A 22,432-nucleotide genomic window follows, 5' to 3' on the forward strand; every position below is an offset into this window, starting at 1 on the left:
GACCCATGACGATGAAGCTGCTGTCGGTCGCGTCCGAAATCTATCCGCTGATCAAGACCGGCGGCCTCGCCGATGTCGTCGGTGCGCTGCCGGGCGCGCTGGAAGGAGAAGGTGTGTCCAGCCGGACGCTTGTGCCGGGCTATCCCTCCGTCCTGTCGCGGCTGGGCAAGGCGAAGGCGGTGCGCCGCTATGACGATCTGTTCGGTGCGCCCGCATCGGTGCTTGCGGCGAAGGTCGAGGGGCTGGACCTGCTGATACTCGATGCGCCGGCTTTCTACGCGCGCGAGGGCGGCCCCTATGGCGATCATGGCGGAAATGACTGGGGCGACAATTGGCGTCGCTTCGCGGCGCTGTCGCGAGTCGGGGCGGACATCGCCGAAGGGGCGCTCAAGGGCTGGCGGCCCGACATCGTCCATGTCCATGACTGGCAGGCGGCGATGACCGCGGCCTATATGCGCTTCGGCCCGGCCGCGGACGTGCCCAAGGTCGTGACGATCCACAATCTCGCCTTTCAGGGGCGGTTCGGCGCGGACATCTTCGCGGGGCTGAGCCTGCCGCCCGAAGCCTGGGGCGTCGACGGCGTCGAATATTATGGCGGCATCGGCTATCTGAAGGCCGGCCTTGTCTCCGCCGATGCGATCACGACGGTCAGCCCCACCTATGCGCAGGAAATCCGCTCGCCGGTCCATGGCATGGGACTGGACGGCCTGATCAACGGACGGGTCGACCGTCTGCATGGCATATTGAACGGGGTCGATATCGACATCTGGAACCCGTCGGCCGATCCGCTGATCGCGAAGACCTATGGCGCGCGCAATCTGGCGGGACGCACCACCAATCGCCGCGCGCTGGAAAAGAAGTTCGGGCTGGATCGGGACGATGCGCCGATCTTCATCATCGTCAGCCGGCTGACCTGGCAGAAGGGCATGGACCTGATGATCGGGGCGATCGATCATCTGGTCGGGCTGGGCGCGAAGCTGGCACTGCTGGGGTCGGGCGACCATCCGCTGGAAGGCGCGTTTCTGGGCGCGGCCGACCGGCATCGCGGGCGAGTGGGCGTGCAGATCGGCTATGACGAGCCGTTGTCGCACTTGATGCAGGCCGGCGGCGATGCGATCCTCATCCCCTCCCGCTTCGAGCCGTGCGGCCTCACGCAGCTCTATGGGTTGCGCTATGGCTGCCTGCCGGTGGTGGCGCGGGTCGGCGGCCTCGCCGACACGGTCATCGACGCCAATGAGGCGGCGGTGAGCGCAGGGGCGGCGACGGGCGTCATGTTTGCGCCGTCCGATCCGCTGGCGCTGCACGGCGCGCTCGCGCGGACGGTGGACCTGTATCGCGACAAGGCGGTGTGGCAGGCGATGCAGCGCGCGGCGATGCGGTCGGACGTGTCCTGGCGGCATAGCGCGATCCGCTATGCCACGCTCTATCGCGCCCTGCTGGCCGCAGCGGCGTGAGCGAGGGGCCGGGCGCGCCTCTGCTCACTGGAGAGGGCGCGCGCTTTTCCGTCTGGGTACCGGATGCGGAACGGCTCTGGCTCTGCCTGTTCGACGCGGAAAATCGCGAAACACGCCTGCCGATGGCGCGCAACGCCGATGGCCTGTGGCGGGTCGAGGCGGCGGGTGTGAGGGCAGGCGCACGCTACAGCTATCGCGCCGATGGTCCCTATGATCCCGATGCGGGCCTCTGGTTCGATCCCGACAAATTGCTGCTCGATCCCTATGCCACGGCCATCGACCGGGCCTTCGCCTATGATCCGGCACTGGCTGCGCCGCGCGGGCAGGGGAGAGACACCGCGCCGCTCATGCCCAAGGGCGTGATCGAGGCGCCGCTGCCTCCGCTGGCGGTCGAACCGCCCCGTTTCACGCCCGGCGGGCTGATCTACGAACTCCACGTGCGCGGCTTCACCAGGCTGCATCCCGACGTGCCGGAGGAACAGCGCGGCACCCTCGCCGCGCTCGCCCACCCGGCGGTCATCGCGCATCTCAAGGCGCTGCATGCGTCGGCGGTCGAGCTGATGCCGATCAACGCCTGGATCGACGAGCGGCATTTGGGGCCGCTCGGCCTCACCAATTATTGGGGCTATAATCCGGTCAACTGGTTCGCGATCGACCCGCGCCTCGCCCCGGGCGGGATGGCCGAATTGCGGGATATGGTCGCGGCGCTGCACGCGGCGGGGATCGGCGTGATTCTCGACATGGTCTTTAATCATGGCGGGGAAAGCGACCGGCTGGGGCCGACGCTGTCGCTGCGTGGGCTGGATGCACGCGGCTATTTCCGGCACGAACCCGATGGGCGGCTGATCAACGATACCGGCACGGGCAACAGCATCGCCTGCAATGCGCCCGTGGTGCGGCGGTTGATTCTGGATTCGCTGCGGCATTTCGTGACGCAGGCGGGGGTGGACGGGTTCCGCTTCGATCTGGGACCGGCGCTGGGGCGGATGGCGGATGGCTTCGACCCGCACGCGCCCTTGCTGGAGGAGATGCGGGCCGACCCGATCCTGGCCGACCGGTTGATGATCGCCGAACCCTGGGACATCGGGCCGGGCGGCTATCAGCTGGGGCGCTTCGGGGAGGGGTGGCTGGAGTGGAATGACCGTTATCGCGACGATATGCGCCGCTTCTGGCGCGGGAATCGGGGGACGCTCGGTGCGCTGGCTACGCGGCTGACGGGATCGTCGGATATCTTCTCCGGCGGCGTGACCCGCAGCGTCAATTTCCTCGCCGCGCATGACGGTTTCACCCTCGCCGACCTGACTGCTTATGAAAGCCGGCGCAACGACGCCAATGGCGAGGGGAATCGTGACGGCCATGGCGAAAATTTCAGCTGGAACAATGGCGTCGAGGGGCCAAGCGACGATCCCGCCATAGGGGTGGCGCGGCGGCGGGACGTAAAGGCGCTGCTCGCGACGCTTTTTTGTTCGCGCGGAACGATCATGCTGACGGCAGGCGACGAGTTCGGCCGTAGCCAGCAGGGCAACAACAATGCCTATGCGCAGGACAATGCCATCGGGTGGATTGACTGGACGCGGCGCGACGGCGAACTGGAAGCCCATGCTTTCGCGCTCGCGGCGCTGCGAGCCAAGACGCCCGAACTGCGCGACGTCGCCCTACTGTCGGACGCGGATGTCGAATGGCTGGACGAGGAAGGCCAACCGCTGAGCGTAGCTCAATGGGAAGACCCACAGCGCCGCCGGCTCGCGATGCGCTATCGGACGACAGGCCTGGCCGTTTGCGTCAACGGCAGTCCGCACGACTGCGCATTCACCCTGCCGGAGGGGACGATGACTGTGGCTGGCCGCAGCGTCGCGATCAGTCCACCGGCACGCTGAACAAGTCGGGCCGTCGCAGCCGGAGCGCCATCAGCAGGATCACCAGCTTGCCGTCGGCCAGTTCCTTGCGCGCCATCATCGTCCAGAGCGCGTCGAGCGACAGTTCATGGACGGTAATATTCTCCTGCTCGTCGGGATGACCGCCGCCCGCTTCGATCCTGTCCGCCGCGCGATAGGGGGCAAGATAATAGTCGATCTTCTCGGTGACGACGCTGGGGATGCTCCAGATCTGGCCGACATGGATGAGGTCGCCGAGGCGCACGCCCGCTTCCTCCAGCGCCTCGCGCCGGGTGCAGCTTTCCGCATCTTCGTCGATCAGGCCGGCGATCGCCTCCATCATGTCGGGCAGCCCGGCCTGGGTGACGGGCGCGCGCGGCATGGAGACGGTGAGCGCGACGCGCCGCTCTGGATCATAGGGCAGCACCGAGATGGCCGGGCGCATCTCCACGATGTGGCGCTCGAATTCGTCGCCGCTGTCGGCCCGAATATGCGCCATGCGGAGGTTCAGCCAGTCCTCATAGATCAGCCGGGTCGACAGGATTTTCGTCATGGGCGCTCCGAACAGGGAGTTTCGAAAGCTAGAGCAGCCGTCGACTGACGCCAAGGGGGAGGCCGAAATCAGGTCGCCGATGATGCGGCGGAAATGTGCGGCGTCACCATGTTCCGGGGGAAATATATCATGCCCGATCCTGGCCGGTCGGGCGAGGGCCGTCACTTTTGGCGGCGGCCGTCATAGCCCGACGGGCTATGCGCCTTATCGTCCGAAAGGCCATTGTCGCTCAACTTTCTCATTTTCTTGGCGCTGCGCCGAAGCGCCCGATCGAAATCACGCCGAACGGCGGGACAGCCGAAGGCTTGAGAGGGGACATGCAAGCGAAACGCGATCGGATTTCACCGCCGCGGGGCATTTGCATGGCCTGCAAACGCTCCCTTTAATCCGCCGCGCCTACTCCGCTTGAGCGACCCGGTAACTCCTCTGCCCAAATCGCTTCTCGCCCAACCTCGCTTACTGTCGTGACGAGACGGATGACGTCGAGGGCAGGGAGCATCGTCATGAAAATCGTGCTGTTGGCAGGCGGATTGGGATCGCGCCTGGCGGAAGAAACGGTTCACGTTCCCAAACCGATGGTCGAGGTGGGCGGCAAGCCGATCATCCTGCATGTCATGGACATCTATGCCCAGCATGGTTTCACCGACTTTGTGGTGGCGTGCGGTTACAAGATGATGCTGATGAAGAAGTTCTTTCATGACCTGCATTTCATGAACAACGACTTCACCGTCAAAGTCGGCAACGGGCAGATCGCGCTGCGGCAATCCCGCTCGGTCGACTGGAACATCTCGGTCGTCGACACCGGCGAGTTGACGATGACCGGCGGGCGGCTGTTGCGGCTGCGCGAATGGCTGGAAAACGACACCTTCATGGTGACATATTCCGATGGCGTCGGGGATGTGGATATCGGCAAGCTGCTCGAGTTCCACCGTTCCCATGGCGGGTTGGCCACGGTGACGGCGGTGCAGCCGCCGGCGCGCTTCGGCAATCTCGAACTGGATGGCGGGCGCGTCGTCGAGTTCACCGAGAAGGTCCGCAAGCATGAAACCTGGATCAACGGCGGCTTTTTCATCTTCGAGCCGGGCGTACTCGACTATCTGAGCGGCGACGAGGAACCGCTGGAGCAGGCGCCGCTGGCCCGGCTCGCGGCCGATGGCGAGCTGTTCGCGTACAAGCATACCGGCTTCTGGCATCCGATGGATACCGTCCGGGATCGCGATCATCTGAACCAGCTTTGTGCAGCCGCCTCTCCGCCGTGGCTTCCGACCAAGGCACGGCCCGTCGCCACCGCATATGAAAGGGCAAGCGCTGATGCCTGATCAGCGGTTCGACGAAGAGCGGCTGAGCCGCGCGCTGGCAGGTCGCCGTATTCTCTTGACCGGGCATACCGGGTTCAAGGGCGGCTGGCTGGCGCTGTGGCTCCGGCGGCTGGGCGCCGACACTACCGCGGTCGCACTACCCCCGTGCGGCCGCGGACCCAGCTTGTTCGAGGCGATCGGCGTCGATAGCCTGGTCGATCATCGCCTGTGCGACATTCGCGACGAAGCGGCCTTCGCGCGGACGGTCGAGGATGTCGACGCCGATCTCGTCATCCATATGGCGGCCCAGGCGCTGGTGCGACCATCCTATGTTTCCCCGATCGAAACGTTTCAGACCAATGTGGTCGGGACAGCGGTCGTGCTTGACGCCGCGCGGCGCTTCCGTTCGCTCAAGGGCGTGATCGTCGTGACGAGCGACAAATGCTATGACAATCAGGGCTGGTCCTGGGGCTATCGAGAAACCGATCGGATCGGCGGCAGCGATCCCTACAGCGCGTCGAAGGGCTGCGCCGAACTTGTGGTGGAAGCCTATCGCCGATCCTTCTTCGGGGAAGCGGACAGCCCGGTGCTGGCATCGGTCCGTGCCGGCAACGTCTTTGGTGGCGGTGACTGGAGCGTCGACCGACTGGTGCCCGACATCATCCGCGCCGTGGAGGCCGGCAAGCCGGTGCAGATACGCAACCCCGCGAGCGTGCGGCCCTGGCAGCATGTGCTGGAACCGCTGGCCGGCTATCTGATGCTGGCGACGCGGCTGATGGAGGGCGATCGCAGCGTCGGCGGGGCGTGGAATTTCGGTCCCGATGCCGAGGCGACGGTCGATGTCGCGACACTGGCCGCCATGGTGGAGAGCGCCTGGGGCAGGGGTGCGCCCCGTTTCGACTTTGGCGATTCCGGCCGGTCGCCGCCCGAAGCAGCGATCCTTCGGCTCGACAGCGGCAAGGCGCGCGAACAGCTTGGCTGGCGGCCGCGTCTCTGCCTGGCGGATGCCGTCGCTCTGACGGTCGAATGGTATCGGGCGGCGCTTGCGGGGCGATGCGACCTGCGCCTGCTGAGCGAACGGCAGATCGCCCGCTACGTCCTGGGCGCGCGCCCGGCCTCATTGCCACAGTTCGATCCGGTGTTTCGAGAGGTCGCCATATGCGCGTGAACTATGGCCAGAGCGTTCATGGGCAGGAGGAGATCGACGCCGTCGTGTCCGTCCTGCGCGGATCGACCCAGATGGGCGCGCATGTTCGCGAAATGGAGGGGCGCGTTGCCGCCCTCTTCGCCAAGCGGCACGGCATCATGGTCAATTCCGGTTCCTCGGCCAATTATCTTGCGATCGAGTTGCTGCGCCTGCCGGCGGGGAGCGAGGTCATCACCCCCGCGCTCACCTTCGCGACGACGGTCGCGCCGATCGTTCGTCACGGGTTGGTGCCGGCGTTCGTCGACGTGCGGGAAGGCACCTATAATATCGACGAGGATCTGCTGGAGTCGATGATCTCGTCGCGCACGCGGGCGATGATGATCCCGTCGCTGATCGGCAATCTGCCCGACTGGGACCGGCTCCGCGAAATTGCCGAATGGCATAATCTCATCCTGGTCGAGGACAGCGCGGACACGCTGGGCGCGACATTGCGCGGGCGGCCGACCGGCCTGCGGTCGCATATCAGCACGACCAGCTTCTATGGCTCCCATGTCATCAACGCGGCGGGCAATGGCGGCATGTTGTGCGTGAACGACGAGATATGGGACCGGCGTGCGCTGCTGCTGCGGTCCTGGGGCCGATCCTCGTCCATCTTCGTCGATTCCGAGGCGATCGAGCGTCGCTTCGACGTGGCGCTGGGCGATATACCCTATGACGCGAAATTCCTGTTCGAGGAACTGGGCTATAATATGGAGCCGTCCGAAATGGGAGCGGCGTTCGGTCTGATCCAGTTGGACAAGCTGGAAACGAACATCAGCCTGCGCGAATATAATTTCGAGCGACATCTGACCTTCTTCTCGCAATATGAGGATTGGTTCATCCTGCCGCGCCAATTGCCGGAAGCGCGCACGGGTTGGCTGGCCTTTCCATTGACGGTCCGACCGAACGCGCCTTTCACCCGGCGCGACCTGCAAATCTGGTTCGAGCAGGCCGACATCCAGACCCGCGTCGTCTTTACCGGCAACATATTGCGGCAGCCCGCCATGGCGCAGGTCAGGGCGCATGTCGGCGAAGGAGGCTATCCGGTCGCCGACGCGGTCACGCGCGGCGGCATTTTGATCGCCTGCCATCATGGGCTGAGCGACGCGCAGATAGATCATATTCACGATCGCTTCCGCGACTTTGCGGATCATCACACAGCGCCGACATGGCACGCGGCTTGATACGGCGATAACTGGGAGGGAATTCATGGAACGTCTTCAGCATTGTCGCGCTTGCCTGGCACCCAACCCCTATCTTTTCCTGCCCATGGGCCAGCATCCGCCGGCCAACATGTTCGTCCGGCCAGAGGAACATGACGAAAACCAACCGGCCTTCGCGCTCAACACTGAAGTCTGTCTGAACTGCGGGCTGATCGAGATTGCCGATCAGATCCCGGCCGATTTCTTCCGCCATTATCTCTACGTCCCATCGAGCGCGACGACGATGCATCATCATTTCGACAAGCTGGCGGATGTGCTGGGCGAAGCGGCTGATGGCGGGCTGGTGGTCGACATCGGCTGCAATGACGGGCTGCTGCTTGCGGCTTGCAAGGCGCGGGGCCTGCGCACGCTGGGGATTGATCCTGCCGCCAATCTGGCGGACATCGCCGAGGAGCGCGGCGTCAAGGTGCATGTCGCCTATTTCGATCCCGACACGGCGCTGGAAGTCCGCGACGCTCATGGTCCGGCGCAGGTGATCGTCACGACCAACACCTTCAATCATATCGGCGATCTGCACCATTTCATGGAGGGCGTGACCCGGCTGCTGGCGGATGATGGCCATTTCGTTGTCGAGGTGCCATGGGCGAAGGAATTGCTGGAGCGCAACGAGTTCGACACCGTCTATCAGGAGCATGTGTCCGAGTTCAGCCTGTTATCGCTTCAGAAACTCGGTGCCTTCTTCGACCTGGAACTGGTCGACGTGCATCGCCTGTCCGTCCATGGCGGGTCGATGCGCGTTTTCTTCCGTCCGAACGGCCTCGCCGTGCCGAGCGAGGAAGTCCACACCATGCTGCGCGAAGAGCGCGAGGCGGGGATGCTGGAGCCGGAAACATACCAGCATTTCGCCGCGCGGATCGAGGCGATCCGCGTCCAGTTGCTCGACATGTTGAGCGAGTTGAAGGCCGAGGGAATGAAGATTGCCGGCTATGGTGCACCGGCAAAGGGCAACACGCTGCTCAACTATTTCGGCATCGGGCCGAACCAACTGGACTTTCTTGTCGATCGCAACCCCCTGAAACAGGGGTTGTATTCGCCGGGCATGAAAATTCCCGTTCGTTCGCCCGAGGCAATCGAAGTGGAGCATCCCGACATTTTGATGGTGCTGGCATGGAACTTCTTCGACGAAATCCGCGAGCAGCAATCCGATTTCGTCGCGCGCGGCGGGCGCTTCCTGGTGCCGTTGCCGCAGCCCATACTTGTCAACTGATCGCGGGAACGCAATTATGCCCGACCATGTGCTCGTAACCGGAGGCGGAGGCTTTATCGGCTCCTACCTTGCCGCCGAGCATGTCGCCGCGGGTGACGAGGTGCACCTCCTCGTCCGCCCGCGGCATCAGCTTCGTTCCGACAGGATCGTGAACGGCGCCATGGTTCATCGTGTCGACCTTTCCGACGCTGCCGCTGTGGAGCAGTGCCTGAAGCGAGTGCGACCGACGATCCTCTACCATCTCGGGACCGATACCGGCCGTAGCACGAACATGCAGATATCCACTCCGGCCGAATGGCCCATGCTGACGGCGGACATCGTGAATCTGCTGACATTGCTGTCCGCTGCGTCCCAGGTGGATTCATTGCGCGTCTTCATCCGCACTGGCTCGCTTGCCGAATATGGCGACGATCCGGATGGTCAGCATGAAGAAGCGCGCGAAGAACCGCATAATCCCTATACATTGGCGCTGACGGCCGGCGCGCATTATGCCGCCGCGCTTCAGCCCCAGCTGCATTTTCGCATACTGACGGCGCGACTGGCCCTCACCTATGGCATCGGTCAGTCGGAGGATTATCTGCTGCCCTGGCTGATCAGGCGCTGCCTGAGCGGTGAGAGCAGCGAGTTGCGATCGCCCCAGAGCCTGCGCGACATGCTGACAGTGGAGGATTGCGTGGGCGGCCTGCGCGCGATGGCTGCGAGCAGTCTTCCCGGTGGGACGATCATCAATCTCTGCACGGGCAGGCTCTTGAGCGTGCGCGCCATGGCCGAAGTCGTGCTGGCCGCAACATCGGCCGCGCCTGCATTGCTTCATTACACTGCGGACACGAGCGTAGCGGTCAAGGCCAATGTGGTCGGTGGAAATCCCGCCCGCGCGACGGAATTTCTGGGCTGGACCGCTACGACAGTCTTTGAGGAGGGCGTAAGATGCATGGTCGAACACATGCGGGCGCAGGTCGCGGCATGACCGATATGACGCTCGTTTCCGTGGTCGTTCCGGCCTATAATGAGGAAGCGACCGTCGAACGCGCCTACCGCGAGATCACTACCGTGTTCGACGCGCTGCCGGGCCATGCGCTCGAACTGATCTTCACCGACAATCATTCGACCGATGCGACCTTCCCGAAGCTCAAGGCCATCGCGGCCGCCGATCCGCGCGTGCGCGTGGTCCGCTTTTCGCGCAACAACGGCTATCAGCGGTCACTGCTGGTCGCTTACCAGCGGGCGCGGGGGCACTGCGCGATCCAGATCGATTGCGATCTTCAGGATCCGCCGCAGTTGATCCCGCAAATGCTGGATCTGTGGCGGCAGGGCCATCAGGTCGTCTATGGCATCCGCCGCAAATTGCCCGACGGGCCGGTCGTCGCTGGGCTGCGTCGTGGTTTTTATGCTGGTCTCAATGCGCTGAGCGAGGATGAACTGCCGGTCAATGCCGGCGAGTTTCGTCTGGTCGATGCCCGCGTGCTGGCGGAACTGCGCAAGGTGAATGATGCGACCCCTTATCTGCGCGGCCTGATCAGCGCCATGGGCTTTTCGCAGGTGGGCTTTCCCTATGACCGGGAAGCGCGGCAGGCGGGCGAGAGCAAGTTCCCGCTCAGCAAGATGGTCAGCCTGGCGCTCGACGGCCTGCTCAATCATTCGCTCGTTCCGCTGCGCGTGGCGTCGATGACCGGGCTGGCGGTCGGAACCTGCACCTTCCTGCTGACGCTGGGCTATCTGGCAGGGCGTCTAATATTCGGTCAGCAATGGCCTGCGGGCTTTGCGACCACGACGATGCTGATCCTGATGGGCATCACGCTCAACGCCATCTTCCTGGGCATTATCGGCGAATATCTTGGGCGGATCTTCCTGCAGGTGAAAGGATCGACCGCGCCGATCGTGGAGGCCGAACTTAACTGCGCCGTGCCGCCGGCGACGATCGATAATGGCGTCTTTCCCCGGACCCGGCGCCATGATCTGCATATGCATGTCTGATCATCTGGGAAGATAGAGGCGAACGATCTCGCCATTCTCCGTCTTTTTCAGCGACATGGGGATCGCACGATAGCCCTGCGCCCGTGCGAATCGGTCGAGCGCGGCGTCTGCGCCGCCTTCGATGCCGGTCATGATCGCCGCGGGAGGCTGATCGCTCAGCAGGACCGGAATGGCGTCGGCCGTCACGAAATAGGTGAAATAGCGGCGCTGCTCCTCGCGCACCCAAAGGGCGGCGCGATAGACGAACGGACCCAGCGCAAATTGCGGGTAAATGGGCAGGCCGCCTTCCAGCATATGAAGCGGGGACAGCGTCGCCACCGGTCGACCCGCGGCCCGGCTTTCGCGCACGATGGCGGCGATGGCGGCGCCGTCGCGGGCGACCCGCAGGCCGGTCCATCCGGCCGGTTTGGCCAGCCCTGCCAGCGATGGGAGGAGCAGCGGCGCGCCCGTGACGGCGGTGAGCAGCAGGACGGCCGTCATGAGCGGCTGCGCGAGCCTGCGCCCATCCTGATCGAAGGTGCCGAACAACAGCCCGACCAGAACGGCGAGGAAGGGCAGCGCAGGGGTGAAATATTGCGGAAAGGATGGCGTCGGCACGAAAGCCAGCAGAGCGCCGAGCGCGGCGATGGCGGCGACGAGCATGATCGGCCAGCGCAGGAAGGTTGAACGCTGCGACACGGCGATCGCTGTGAAAGAGAGCAGGGTGACGATCATCAGCATCGTGACTCCCGACAGCCACAGCCGGTGCGCCAGCAGCATCTTGTCGCTTAGGCCGATCACCTTGGGATCGGCTGGATCGGCGTGCGCCGCCCAATAGCCGAGCTGCGGCCCGCGCTGGAAATCGACGACATGGACAATGAGGCCCCGGATGTCGCTCAGGGCATAGAGGATGGTTGGCAGACCGCCGATCACGCCGCCGACCAGCATGGGCAGCGCGATCCGCCGCAGCCGTTCCGACAGGGGCAGGGACGGTGGCGCGAGCAGCGCGGCCAGTCCGAACGGCAGCATGAGCAGGGCATAGTTCGCCTTGAAGCCCGCCGCGACGGCGAGGAGGAAGCCACTCGCCAGAGCGAGCATCGATGAAGGCTGCTCCGCATCAGCGGCGCGCAGGAACAGGTAAAGGCCGAAAAGGGCGAAGGGAACGGGCAGGAAATTATTGGTTGCCGCCATGCCCGTCGCGTTCAGGAACATGGGATTGAGCATCAGGAAGCCCGCCATCAGTCCGCCCAGCAGCCAACTGCGCGCATAATCGCGCGCGATCAGCAGCAAAGCCGCGATCGTGGCGATCCAGGACGCAAAGACGATCAGACGGCCGATCAGCAGATAGTGACCGTCACCGAACAGTGCATAGAAACCCGAGAAAAGCAGCGCGATGTTCGGCAAATGGCTGAAGCCCAGATCCTGATAGAGCGAATATCGATTCAGCAGCACGCCCGCGGATACGTAGAATTGCTCGTCATGCTGGAGGGGGTAGGTCATGATCCGCCCGAACAGGGCCAGCACGCAGAGGGCAATCGCGGCAATGGCGCCATGCAAGGCATAGCGGCCCAGATGCGTTCCTTCTCTTTCCCCCTGCAGTTCGATCCGTGAACGAATGTCGATTGCCGTCATGTCTGTCCTCCCGCCAGCCGACAATCTGCATAACCCAGACGGGCAGGTGGCGGCTGTGGGCAGGAGAGGTACCTCCATGGTCCTCACCCTCATCGCGCGCGGCAATGCTAGACCCACAGTGGGCGCGGCCAGCCGGGTCGCCGCCATCAGGGAGGCTTTTTGCCGTGCATTGCGCCAGTTCCTTCTTTTCCGTGGCCGCGGACCGTATCAGCGCGCGTGACGAGGCCCGCTTCTTCGGATTGCTCAAGACCGCGAACAACACGTTCAAGCGCACCGAGCCGTCGCGCCTGGCGGCGATCGATGCGGCGCTGATCGCTACGATGGCGCGCGACGACAGTCAGATCCATGCCGTGTTGGACCTGGGCATTTCGTCCGGTGTCACCACGCTGGAATTGCTGGAGAGCCTTCGCGCGACCGGGCATGAGCCGCACATGACCGGCACTGATCGGTCGGTGCGGGCGCGGCTCGTTCCGCTTCCCTTCGGATGCCGGGCGCTGGTCGAGCCCAAAGGCCATGTCCTGCAATATGAGGTGATGGGGCGCGCGGTCCGTCCATGGGAACGGCGGCTCGATCGCTGGACGGGCATGTTTCTCGTCCGCAAGCTGGTGGAGGGGCAGTTGCGCAAGCCCGCCATCGCCCGGGCTGCGGCCGGAGACGGGACCGAGGTTGCGCTGATTAGCCCACGGCTGCGCCAGAACCATGCCTTCCAGTGGCTGGAGGATGACATCACCCGGCGGAGCGCCGCCTTGGTCGGACGCTTCGACCTCGTGCGCGCAGCCAATCTGCTCAACCGTCATTATTTCGAGCCGGAGGTGCTGCGCCAAGCCGTCGGCAATGCGATCGCCTATCTGAGCGGACCGGGAGCCTGGTTACTGATCGTGCGCACGCATGGCGCGGCGGACCATCGCGGCACGCTGTTCCGAATGCAGGAAAATGGCAGGCTGGTGATCATCGACCGCTATGGATCGGGATCGGAGGTCGAGGATCTCGTCATGGAACTCGGTGGCGGCTGATCGGCGTCGCTGCGGTCGCAATGACGGCTTGGATCAGTATGAGGTCATTCGACTTTAACGCATCGTCTGCCCGGCAAGCCGCATCTCATGCGCGTAGTTCAGAAATTCCTCGAAATTGGCCCAGCCATTTCCATCCTTGTCCTCCCAGGCGTCATTGCGCTTCGGGTCGAGGCCATGGCGGCGCTCCCACATGTCCGCCATGCCGTCACCATCCTTGTCGTCGTAAGGGGAGCCTTCCTGCAAATGGGGCAGCACGCGATTGTCCCGGCCGATTGCGCCGGTGCGCATTTCCACCTCCTGCACGATCCGGCTGTCGACGGCGTCGCGGGGAAAGCTTCCCGCGCCGCCCAGAACACGGCGATAGGCTTGGCGCGCGTCCATGACCTGACCCTGGATCGGACAGACCGGGGTCTTCACCATCGCCTCCTCCGCGATCGGCGCGATAGTGATGCGATCGCCGTCGATGACATTGTCCGTCTGATAGATTTGCGCCTTGCCGGTGGAGCCGATCAAAGGGCGGTCGATCGCGTAGGAGCGGCCCGCCGTGCTCGGCCCCTGCTTGTAATAATTGCCCACGATGTTCACCCGGGCGCCGCCATAGCTTTCCCAGACTTCGGTGAATTGCGAACTGGCATTGTACATGACGTTGTTGAGCACATCGACACAGGAGCCGGGCGGCACATTGACGTCGGGATTGCGATCGCCGTTGTGCGCACAGAGATTGCGGATGAAGCTCAGCCGTTGCGGTCCCTTCGGATCGCTGGAAAGCAGGGCGCATTTGTCGTGGCGCGGGACGCCTTCGGCAAAGATGGACCAGGAAATGGTGATGGCGTCATTTTGCGCATAGCCGCCGACATTCTCGTCCAGCGCCCAGGACGCGCTAACATGATCGAGGATCACATTGTCGCTATTTTCGATGATGAAGGCGCTGTTGGAACCGCGCTGTTCGCCCCGTTGATCGGTGCGTACGCGGATATGACGGACGATGACGTCATGTGTGTTCTTGATGACCAGCGGGGTGAAGGCGGTTTTGCCGCCCCCATGGGTGAGCAATATGCCATCGCCCGGCGCCGTCTCTCCGGCGATGGTCAGATAGGGGTGCCGGATGATCGGGCGTTCGCGCGCGTAGCGGATGACGCCCGCCACGCGGAAGACGCAAATGCGTGGCCCTTCCGCATCGATACAGGCGCGCAGCGAGCCTTCGCCATCGTCGGCCAGGGTCGTGACCGGGATGATCCGCCCGTCCCGGCCGCCGCGCGCGAAGCGTCCATAGCCTTCCGCGCCCGGAAAGCCGGTTCGCTTGTCCGGCTGAACGGGTTGCAACGGACGGGCCACGAAGGGCTTGGAGGGTTCTTCCCGGCAGGCGGCGGTCATGCTGCAGGATGCGATGACGACCGTAAGAGCCAGAAGAGGAATGCCGGCCAGACCTGCGACGCTGGACCGGCTGCGAACATGAGTTGCCATGGTGGATTTTTCCATTCCGCTTCAAAATCTCGTGCGAACGCCTGCCTGGAACCGTGCGCGCGAAAACTCCCTCAGGGGATCGTCGGACGACCGGTTGGAATAGTCGACGCCCGTGAAGAGCGAGAATCTGCGGTTGACCAGATATTCTACCTCCGCGCCGACAGTGATGGTGTTCAGCTTGTCGGAGCCGATGCCGCGATACCGCGTCCTGGTCCACCCGGCGCGGCCGTAAAGGAGGAGATTATGACGAACCTCCTGCTGTAGACTCCAGGCGACGCGCGTATCGGTGCGGCCCGTCGAACCGATCCGTGCCGTCGCCACGTCCCCGCGGAAGAATTGCGCCGTCATCATCGTGCGCGGGCGCGGCGTCCAGGTGATGTCGCCGTTGAAGCCCAGACCGGAATAGGGATCGATCTGCTTGTCATCGGGATCGAACCGGAAGACGCCGGCGCCCAATCGTCCGGTGAGTCGTCCGCTGATTTCACGGCTGACGCCCGCCAGCACGCCATAGGTCGATGCGTCGCGGTTGATACCGCTGATATCGACGGCGGTGCGGAAGTTGCGGCGATTGATATAGGCTTCGGTGAAGAAGGCGACGGGCGCGGCCGGCCGCCATGTGACGCGCGCCGATCCCCGGAACATGGTGAAATCGCGATCTCCCTCGTTCGGGTCGAGATAGTTCGATTTCTGAACGCCCCCCGTCAGGTCCAGGCCGATCCGGCTGCCACGGAAGCCATAGCTGACCTCGCCAGCCAGAATGTCGATCTTGCGCGGTGGCAGCAGGATGCTGGCGCGTGCTTCCGGGTCGGCGCGGCTTTCGATCGTGCGATCATAGCGCAACTCGGTCGACAGATTATGCGCCTTGCCCGGAGCCAGCCGGGCCGAAACCGCGCCGCCGAAGCTGGTCGCATTTTCCCGCGTGACGTCGAAAAACCGGCGTGCTTCCGCATAGGCTTCGCCGTGAATCTGCGTGTTCGCGCCGCGCAGGTCGAGCTGGACCTTCGGCTGGGCGTAGATCACCACATCGTCGCTCGCATCCTGCGAGGTCGCGTAGACGTTGGTGTCGTAGAGGGCAGAGATGTCGAGGTCGATCCGCAACTGCGTGGGACCGAGCGGGATCGGTCGCCGTTCATAGCCCGGACGCGGCAGGTCGCGGGGGGACGCCCCCCGTCGCGCATCCTGGGCGTGGCCCGGGACGGCCGCGAAGACGGCAAGGATCGCCAGCGTGGGCGCCCACAGGGCTGCCCGCGCCGCGCCGCCCGAGACGGCGGATCGAAAGCTCCTCACGGCGCGCGCTCAGAACCAGGCTTCGGGAATGGTGATGGTGTCGCCGGGCAATACCGGCGAGTCCGGGTCGAGCTTGGCCTTACCCTGCTTCCGGTTGACCGCGGCCACGCTCTTGTTCGCGCGGAAGGTATAGCCGCCCGCGATCGATACGGCGGTCAGGAGCGTCATGCCCGGAACATAGGCATATTGGCCGGGCTGCTGCACCTCACCCAATATGTAGAAGGGTCGATATTTGTCGACCTGCACGCTGACGCTGGCATTGGGCGCGAGATCCTTCGCGCGCAGCAGCGCCGCGAGCGACGCTTCCAGTTCCGGCGCGGATTTGCCCGCCACCTCCACCGTGCTCAGCATGGGCAGCGATATGGTGCCGGCGTCGCTTACGATATAGCTGCCAGCCATCATGTCGAACCCGTAGACCGCGATCTTCACGGAATCCCCGGGTCCGAGCATATAGTGGTCGGTTGCAGCGGCGTTGGCCACAGGAAGGTTGGAATAGGCATTCGTGCAACCCGCGACGGGCAGCGCGATCATGCCGATCAGCATGGTGCGGCGATTCACGGCAGTTCCCCAGCTATGGACGATTCCATGGAATGGATGCTAGCCGGTCTGTCCTGTCCGTTGGTGTACGCATCTGAGGCAGGATGGTCTTCAAAAGGACTGACCCTTCCGGGAGCGGTTATTACCCCGAAGGATTAGAGGCGCGCACGTAAAAGAGGGGACCGGTTTCGCGCGAAAAGCGATGCGAAAAATGAGAAATGGCGCGGCGCCGCATGTGCTCCGGCGCGGCATGTTCAGTCAAGCGACGCAGCGACGACCGGCTTGCCCCGCCGCGTGATGGCGATGCCGATCGCCAGGATCAGGGGCACGACCCAGCTGCGCGAATACATATGCGGCGACGCATTGGAAAAAACGACGAACGGCACGAACACCGCCACGACGAGCGCGGCGGCCGAACGGTCTGAACCGAAGTGGCGCATGGCGACGCCGAGTGGCACGAACAGAATCAGCAGCCAGCCTATCAGCGATAAGAGACCGCCTTCCGCCCATACGAGCAGATACATGTTGTGAACGGGTGCTTTGTCGATGCTGACCACGCGAAACTGATCGACGCCCAGCCCGATGATCGTCGTGTCGCCAACCATATCCCAGGCTTCATGGATAAGCTCCATCCGGCCGGTGAAGGTGCCCGCCTGATTGAGGTCGCCTTGTTCCAGCGCGTTGGCGACGCGGTTCTGGAAGGCTGACGGAAGGGCGACCCCGGTCGAAAGCGCGGCCGTTGCCAGCGTCAGAATGATGACGAGCGTGCCGGCAGATCTCTTTCCCCAATCGATCAGCAGGAACGCCAGGGCGCCGAGCGCGGTACTGGCAAATCCGGAAAAGGAACCGGACAATAGCAAGCCCGAACATAGCGCACCCAGCGCGCAGAAGGTGAACATCCAGTTCAGCCGGCCGATCCGCGCGAGATAGAGGACGAACGGTACCGTCATCGCGATCATCGCCGCGTTCCAGTTCGCGTCGGCCATGAAGGCGCCGAGCCGATGCCCGCCGGTGATGAATTCGAAGCTGAAACGCTTCGCCTGCTCGTAGGATGCGTCGGTGGCATAATAGACAATCGTCCCGAACAGCTCCATGGCTGTGACGCCCGCCACCAGGGCGGTGGCGAAGCGAATGAGGGAGGCGCGACGTTCGCGCAGGAGCAGGGATGGCAGCACGGCAAAGGCAAAGCCATATTGGCCCGCCACGATGATCCAGCGAAGCGGATCGCCATTGATGATGCTACCCATGAAGAAGCCGAACAGCAGTGCCGTTATGCCCGACAGCCAGACGACCCACCATTCGCCCAGCGGGCAGATGGCGACGCCCCGTCCCGCCAGCAGAAGGACGGCGGCAATGCAGAAGAGCGCATCGCTGACCGTGAACAGATAGGTCGGAACGATCCGCCAGGTGATGTAGGGCACCAGGAACACGGCAAGCATCAGCACCGGTTCCGCCAGGCGGAGCATGGCGTGGTGGTAGGGTGTCCGGTCCTGATCCTCCGTCGCCCACGCCGGTTCGAAGATGGCGGTGCCGTAGGCCATCAGGCCGCCAGAGCCGGCACGGCCCAGTCGGGCAGTTCGCGGCCCAGGATGCGGGCCAGATCCTCGATATCGTCCTGATAATAGTCGACCAGATAACGCCGGACATCATCGGGCAGAGGGGGATAGCGAACCGGGCGCGCGATCAGGCTGCGCGCCCCTTCGAACATGGGATTGCCACGCAGGGGAGCGACTAGCCGCTTGATCGGCGAGGGCAGCCTGCGCAGGGCGAGCGGGACCAGCGGCGATGCGCCGTCATTCACCCGCGCTTCGATATGCGACGCATCGGGGCTGGGCGGCAGGTCCAGCATTTGCAGCACATCGGCCGTGACCCCGGCAGGGTCGCGCTTGATGTCCTCGTGCAGGATGACCTTCAGCTGTTCGGCCGGGAAATGGTCCAGGAAACGGCGGATATGCCGGCCATAAAAGCCATCTTCGAGGAAACGGGGTTCGCTCGCCGTTGCGCGGTGGAGATGGCGGGCGACGTCGCCGTCGACCGTGCCTCGCCGGAACAACATGCAATAATCCGAATAGGCCCGCTCGACCGGGTTGCGTAGTTGCGCGATCAGCTGGACCGTGGGCAGCAGGGCGGCGATGCGTGCAGGCGCCTGCGGGTGGGCCAGATAGTCCGCCGATTTTTCCGCCACCATCTGGTCCGGCCGCGCGTCCGCGAAGATCGATCGATACCAGTCCTCACCCCGGTCGAAGTCACGGCTGAAATAATGCGGCTCGGGGCCTGGCATGAAAATGTCGGGCCGGGTGCGAAGCTGCCTTGCGATCCAGGTCGTGGCGGCTTTGGCGGCGCCGATCACGATCAGGCGCGGAAGGGGCGCTGCGTTCATCTGTCTGGTCCCTCTTCAGGCCGTGGCGTTGGCGATCACCGACGCGACGATCATGCCCATCCGCTCGATCGTTCCGGCGTCGAGTGTCGGATCGACCGGCAGCATCAGGCTGGTTTCGCCCAGCCTCCAGGAAACGGGCAGCCGGTTCAATGGCGCGGACGGGCTACCGACAAAGGCTTGTTCCCGATAGATTTCGGGGCAGCTGCCGGCGCCGCATGGCACACCGGCGACGATGCATTCGCCGATGATGCGGTCCCGGTTCCATCCCCGCGCGAGCAATTCCGGTCGCACGAAGGCATAATATTTATAATAGGCATGTTGCACGTCGGCGGGCGGCTCGGTCAAGCGGACGGCGGGCAGACGCGCCAGCGCGGCATTCAATATGCGCGCATTGCGCTGGCGCGTCTCGATCCAGCCGGCGAGCTTGCCCAGTTGGCACAGGCCAAGCGTCGCCTGCATCTCGGTCGCGCGATAATTGCTGCCCAGGCTGGCGTGCAGCCAGCGGAAAGTGCCCGGCGCGCTGGTCTGGTCCATCGGTTCCGGCAGCTTGCCATGATCCTTATAGGCCCATGCCCGTTCCCACACCTTCCTGTCATGCAGCACCAACATGCCGCCTTCGCCGCCCGTCGAAATGATCTTGTCGGTGCAGAAGGAGAAGGCGGCGGCATCGCCGAGCGATCCGACGGGATCGCCGTCATGCACGGCGCCATGTGCCTGCGCGCAATCCTCGATCACGAATAGTCCCTGGGACCGGGCCAGCACCATGATCTCGTGCATGGAAGCGGGCCATCCGGCGAGATGGACCACGATCACCGCCTTGGTGCGGGACGTGATTGCCTGCGCGACGGTGCAGGCGTTGAGCGCCTGGGAGTCCGGGTCGACATCGGCGAAGATGGGCGTCGCGCCGATGGCCGCGACGCAGCTTGCCGAGGCCATGAAGCTGCGCGCGGGGACGATCACCTCGTCGCCGGGACCGACGCCGAGCGCCCGCAGTGCGAGTTCCAGCGCCAGCGTCCCGTTCGCGACGGAGATGGCATGTGGTGCGCGGCACAGATCGGCAAAGGCGCGTTCGAAGGCGCGGGTCTGGTCGCCATGATGCAACGCATTGACCCGGCCGCTGCGCAGGACGGCGGCGACAGCCGTGATCTCATCCTCCGCATAGACCGGCCAGCGCGACCGGATCGGATCGCCCGCATGGTGGGAGGCGGGAGGCGTAGCCTGTCGGGCGAGATGGTCGAACCGGGCCATAGCTGCGGTCGACAGGGCGGGTTCAATTGGCGTGAACATGGGCAGCACCATTTGCGCGGTTCGTCATCGGGACGTGGCCCTGGACCAGCGTGGCCTTGCGATGGAGCAGATCCTTGGCGATGAAGCGGCAGGCGTCATCGTCCGAATCATTGCTCGCTTCCTCCAATATGTCGAATGCCTCGGTGAGCACCTTGAGCGGGATGGGCCGGGGTTCCGCCTCGAAAACGCCGGGGATCGACGATGGCAGCCGTTCCTCTTCGATGTCGAACAGTTCCTCGAACAGCTTTTCGCCCGGGCGCAGACCGACGATCTCGATCCCCACATCGACATCCGGGTCGAGGCCCGCGAGCCGGATCATGCGGCGCGCAATCTCGATGATGCGGATGGGTTCGCCCATATCGAGCACGAAGATGCGGCCATGGCACATGCCATCGCGCAACCCGCGGGAGGCGCTTTGCAGGATCAGCTGCACCGCTTCATGCACCGTCATGAAGAAACGCTCGATCTCCGCATGGGTGACGGTCAGCGGGCCGCCCTTGCTCAGCTGGCGCTGGAAGAGGGGAATGAGCGAGCCGCTCGACCCCAGCACATTGCCGAAGCGGACGGTGATGAAGCGCGGGGCATCGGGATCGTTGCGCCCCTCCAGATCGAGCGCCTGGCAATAGAGTTCGCCCAGCCGTTTGGTGACGCCCATGAAGCCGACCGGATTGACCGCCTTGTCGGTCGATACCTGCACCATGGCGCGGGCGCCGTAGCGCCGCGCCGCATCGGCGACGTTGCGCGTGCCCAGCACATTGGTCTGGATGGCGGCGACCGGGTGGGTCTCGACCAGCGGCACATGCTTGAGCGCGGCGGCATGGAAGACCAACTCGGGACGCTGTTCGGCGAAGACGTGCATCAGCTGCTTGCGCTGGCGAATCGAACAGAGCACCGGCGTCCGGTCGATCTGCGGATGATTTTCCCGCATCTCCAGGTCGACTTCGTAGAGATTGAACTCATTGGCGTCGAGCAGGACCATATGGGCAGGCGCGAAAGCGGCGATCTGGCGCGTCAGCTCGCGGCCGATGGTGCCGCCCGCTCCGGTGATCAGGACTCGCCGCCCGGCGATCATGTTGACGACAGCCTGACCATCGAGCGGCGCTTGCGGCCGACCCAGAAGGTCGGCGAGGTTGAGGAAACGGAAGTCGAGCTTCACTCCCCTGTCGGGGGTGAAGCCGGTGAAGCCGGGACGATAGGCGATGTCCAGGTCGAGCATCTGGGCCTGAGCGACCAGATCGACCATCGCCATCCCCTGCAATCGTTCCACCGCGCCGGCGAAAATGAGGCAGGCGGGCCGCTTGTCGTCGGCGCTCAGCCGTCCCACGATCTGCGCCAGGTCGGCAGGGCGGCCGACGATCGGCACGCCGCGCAACCATGCGCCGACATGCTTGCCGGTTTCCTCCAATATGCCGACCGGGCGGAAGCTGGCATGGGATTCCTGCTCCAGCTGGCGCAGCAGCTGTTCGATATCGTCGCTCGATCCGAACAACAGCGCCGGGCGCCCCGCATCCAGCGGATCGGTGGCGGGAGCGGGGGGGTGGAACCGGCCGGCGAAATATTCGCCGACCAGGCGCCGCGCCATCCGCGCGCCGCCCATCATCACGACAAGGATCAGCCACTGGATGATCGGGATCGACCGCGGCAGCCACCATTCGCCGCCGATGGCGAGGAGCAGGGCGGCAAAAATGCCGATCGCCACGGTCGCCGCTTTCATGACCGCGAAAATGTCCCCCGTCGACGCATAGCGCCAGACCCGCCGATGCAGCCGCATCAATGCGAAAGTCGCCACCGCGACGGCGACGAAGAGAGGAAGCGCCAGCCTGTGTTCCGACAGAACAGCGTCCGCGCGTATGGAACCAACCCGCAGGCTGATCGCGAAGATGAAGGACAGACCGGCGATCAGGCCGTCAATCGCGTAGATCAACAAGGTCCGGCTCGGAGCCGAAAAGCGATACTGAAATGTTGCTGCCATTTTTCGGCCCCCTATGCAGTTCGAGCACTGAACTCAGCGCGACCTCTTTCTTGGCGACATTTCGTGGTGATGTTCTGGAGCCAAGGTAGACAGGAACCCGAGCGCCATTAAG

The 22,432-nt window shown here is 64.2% G+C and carries 18 protein-coding genes; 9 read left to right on the forward strand and 9 right to left on the reverse strand.

Features of this window, described 5'->3' with window-relative positions; translation table 11 throughout:
• Window positions 1-5: 5 nt before the first annotated feature.
• Window positions 6-1,454, forward strand: coding sequence for a glycogen synthase GlgA (gene glgA, locus AC58EF_RS12050; protein ID WP_497276511.1), 1,449 nt, complete (start codon window positions 6-8; stop codon window positions 1,452-1,454).
• A complete protein-coding gene (gene glgX, locus AC58EF_RS12055; RefSeq protein WP_497276513.1) occupies window positions 1,451-3,331 on the forward strand; it encodes a glycogen debranching protein GlgX in 1,881 nt (626 codons plus the stop codon). The genes glgA and glgX overlap by 4 nt, the downstream gene beginning before the upstream one ends.
• On the opposite strand, the gene AC58EF_RS12060 is transcribed toward glgX, so the two are convergent.
• Window positions 3,312-3,881 carry an NUDIX domain-containing protein gene (locus AC58EF_RS12060; RefSeq protein ID WP_497276515.1) on the reverse strand — a complete coding sequence of 190 codons (570 nt, stop codon included), beginning with the start codon at window positions 3,879-3,881 and terminating at the stop codon, window positions 3,312-3,314. The genes glgX and AC58EF_RS12060 overlap by 20 nt on opposite strands.
• Before the next feature lie 503 nt (window positions 3,882-4,384).
• On the opposite strand from AC58EF_RS12060, the gene rfbF reads away from it, so the two are divergent.
• From rfbF to AC58EF_RS12090, 6 genes are read left to right on the forward strand one after another with little or no spacing between them, the layout of a single operon-like run.
• A complete protein-coding gene (gene rfbF / locus AC58EF_RS12065; RefSeq protein WP_497276516.1) occupies window positions 4,385-5,200 on the forward strand; it encodes a glucose-1-phosphate cytidylyltransferase in 816 nt (271 codons plus the stop codon).
• Window positions 5,193-6,347: a CDP-glucose 4,6-dehydratase gene (gene rfbG, locus AC58EF_RS12070; RefSeq protein WP_497276517.1), complete on the forward strand. Its 1,155-nt coding sequence runs from the start codon at window positions 5,193-5,195 to the stop codon at window positions 6,345-6,347. Before rfbF ends, rfbG begins: the two co-directional genes overlap by 8 nt.
• Window positions 6,338-7,549 (forward strand): DegT/DnrJ/EryC1/StrS family aminotransferase, encoded by a 1,212-nt coding sequence (locus AC58EF_RS12075; protein WP_497276518.1) that lies wholly within the window; start codon window positions 6,338-6,340, stop codon window positions 7,547-7,549. Before rfbG ends, AC58EF_RS12075 begins: the two co-directional genes overlap by 10 nt.
• Window positions 7,550-7,574: 25 nt before the next feature.
• Window positions 7,575-8,795, forward strand: coding sequence for a methyltransferase domain-containing protein (locus AC58EF_RS12080; RefSeq protein ID WP_497276519.1), 1,221 nt, complete (start codon window positions 7,575-7,577; stop codon window positions 8,793-8,795).
• Window positions 8,796-8,811: 16 nt separating this feature from the next.
• Window positions 8,812-9,762 (forward strand): NAD-dependent epimerase/dehydratase family protein, encoded by a 951-nt coding sequence (locus AC58EF_RS12085; RefSeq protein WP_497276520.1) that lies wholly within the window; start codon window positions 8,812-8,814, stop codon window positions 9,760-9,762.
• Window positions 9,759-10,769 (forward strand): glycosyltransferase family 2 protein, encoded by a 1,011-nt coding sequence (locus AC58EF_RS12090; protein WP_497276522.1) that lies wholly within the window; start codon window positions 9,759-9,761, stop codon window positions 10,767-10,769. Before AC58EF_RS12085 ends, AC58EF_RS12090 begins: the two co-directional genes overlap by 4 nt.
• Here AC58EF_RS12090 and AC58EF_RS12095 read toward each other — a convergent pair whose 3' ends face one another.
• Window positions 10,770-12,380: a glycosyltransferase family protein gene (locus AC58EF_RS12095; protein WP_497276524.1), complete on the reverse strand. Its 1,611-nt coding sequence runs from the start codon at window positions 12,378-12,380 to the stop codon at window positions 10,770-10,772.
• 191 nt (window positions 12,381-12,571) lie between these two features.
• Between AC58EF_RS12095 and AC58EF_RS12100 the strand changes: the two genes are divergently transcribed.
• A complete protein-coding gene (locus AC58EF_RS12100) occupies window positions 12,572-13,393 on the forward strand; it encodes a hypothetical protein (RefSeq protein ID WP_497276525.1) in 822 nt (273 codons plus the stop codon).
• 54 nt (window positions 13,394-13,447) lie between these two features.
• Here AC58EF_RS12100 and AC58EF_RS12105 read toward each other — a convergent pair whose 3' ends face one another.
• From AC58EF_RS12105 to AC58EF_RS12135, 7 genes are all read right to left on the reverse strand, one after another.
• Window positions 13,448-14,857 carry a pectate lyase family protein gene (locus AC58EF_RS12105; protein WP_497276526.1) on the reverse strand — a complete coding sequence of 470 codons (1,410 nt, stop codon included), beginning with the start codon at window positions 14,855-14,857 and terminating at the stop codon, window positions 13,448-13,450.
• Window positions 14,858-14,878: 21 nt separating this feature from the next.
• Window positions 14,879-16,144 carry an outer membrane beta-barrel protein gene (locus tag AC58EF_RS12110; RefSeq protein ID WP_497276528.1) on the reverse strand — a complete coding sequence of 422 codons (1,266 nt, stop codon included), beginning with the start codon at window positions 16,142-16,144 and terminating at the stop codon, window positions 14,879-14,881.
• A gap of 9 nt (window positions 16,145-16,153) precedes the next feature.
• On the reverse strand, window positions 16,154-16,702 hold the full coding sequence (locus AC58EF_RS12115) for a polysaccharide biosynthesis/export family protein (RefSeq protein WP_497276529.1): 549 nt from the start codon (window positions 16,700-16,702) through the stop codon (window positions 16,154-16,156).
• Between the two features lie 233 nt (window positions 16,703-16,935).
• Window positions 16,936-18,222 carry an O-antigen ligase family protein gene (locus tag AC58EF_RS12120; protein WP_497276531.1) on the reverse strand — a complete coding sequence of 429 codons (1,287 nt, stop codon included), beginning with the start codon at window positions 18,220-18,222 and terminating at the stop codon, window positions 16,936-16,938.
• Window positions 18,222-19,061, reverse strand: a complete 840-nt coding sequence (locus tag AC58EF_RS12125) for a sulfotransferase family protein (protein ID WP_497276532.1) — start codon at window positions 19,059-19,061, stop codon at window positions 18,222-18,224. Before AC58EF_RS12125 ends, AC58EF_RS12120 begins: the two co-directional genes overlap by 1 nt.
• A 15-nt stretch (window positions 19,062-19,076) precedes the next feature.
• The gene (locus AC58EF_RS12130; protein WP_497276533.1) at window positions 19,077-20,348 is read right to left on the reverse strand and encodes a DegT/DnrJ/EryC1/StrS family aminotransferase; all 1,272 of its coding nucleotides are present in this window, start codon (window positions 20,346-20,348) and stop codon (window positions 19,077-19,079) included.
• The gene (locus AC58EF_RS12135; protein ID WP_497276534.1) at window positions 20,332-22,320 is read right to left on the reverse strand and encodes a polysaccharide biosynthesis protein; all 1,989 of its coding nucleotides are present in this window, start codon (window positions 22,318-22,320) and stop codon (window positions 20,332-20,334) included. Before AC58EF_RS12135 ends, AC58EF_RS12130 begins: the two co-directional genes overlap by 17 nt.
• Window positions 22,321-22,432 lie beyond the last annotated feature (112 nt).

It is taken from the genome of Sphingobium sp. WR1 (assembly GCF_059693745.1).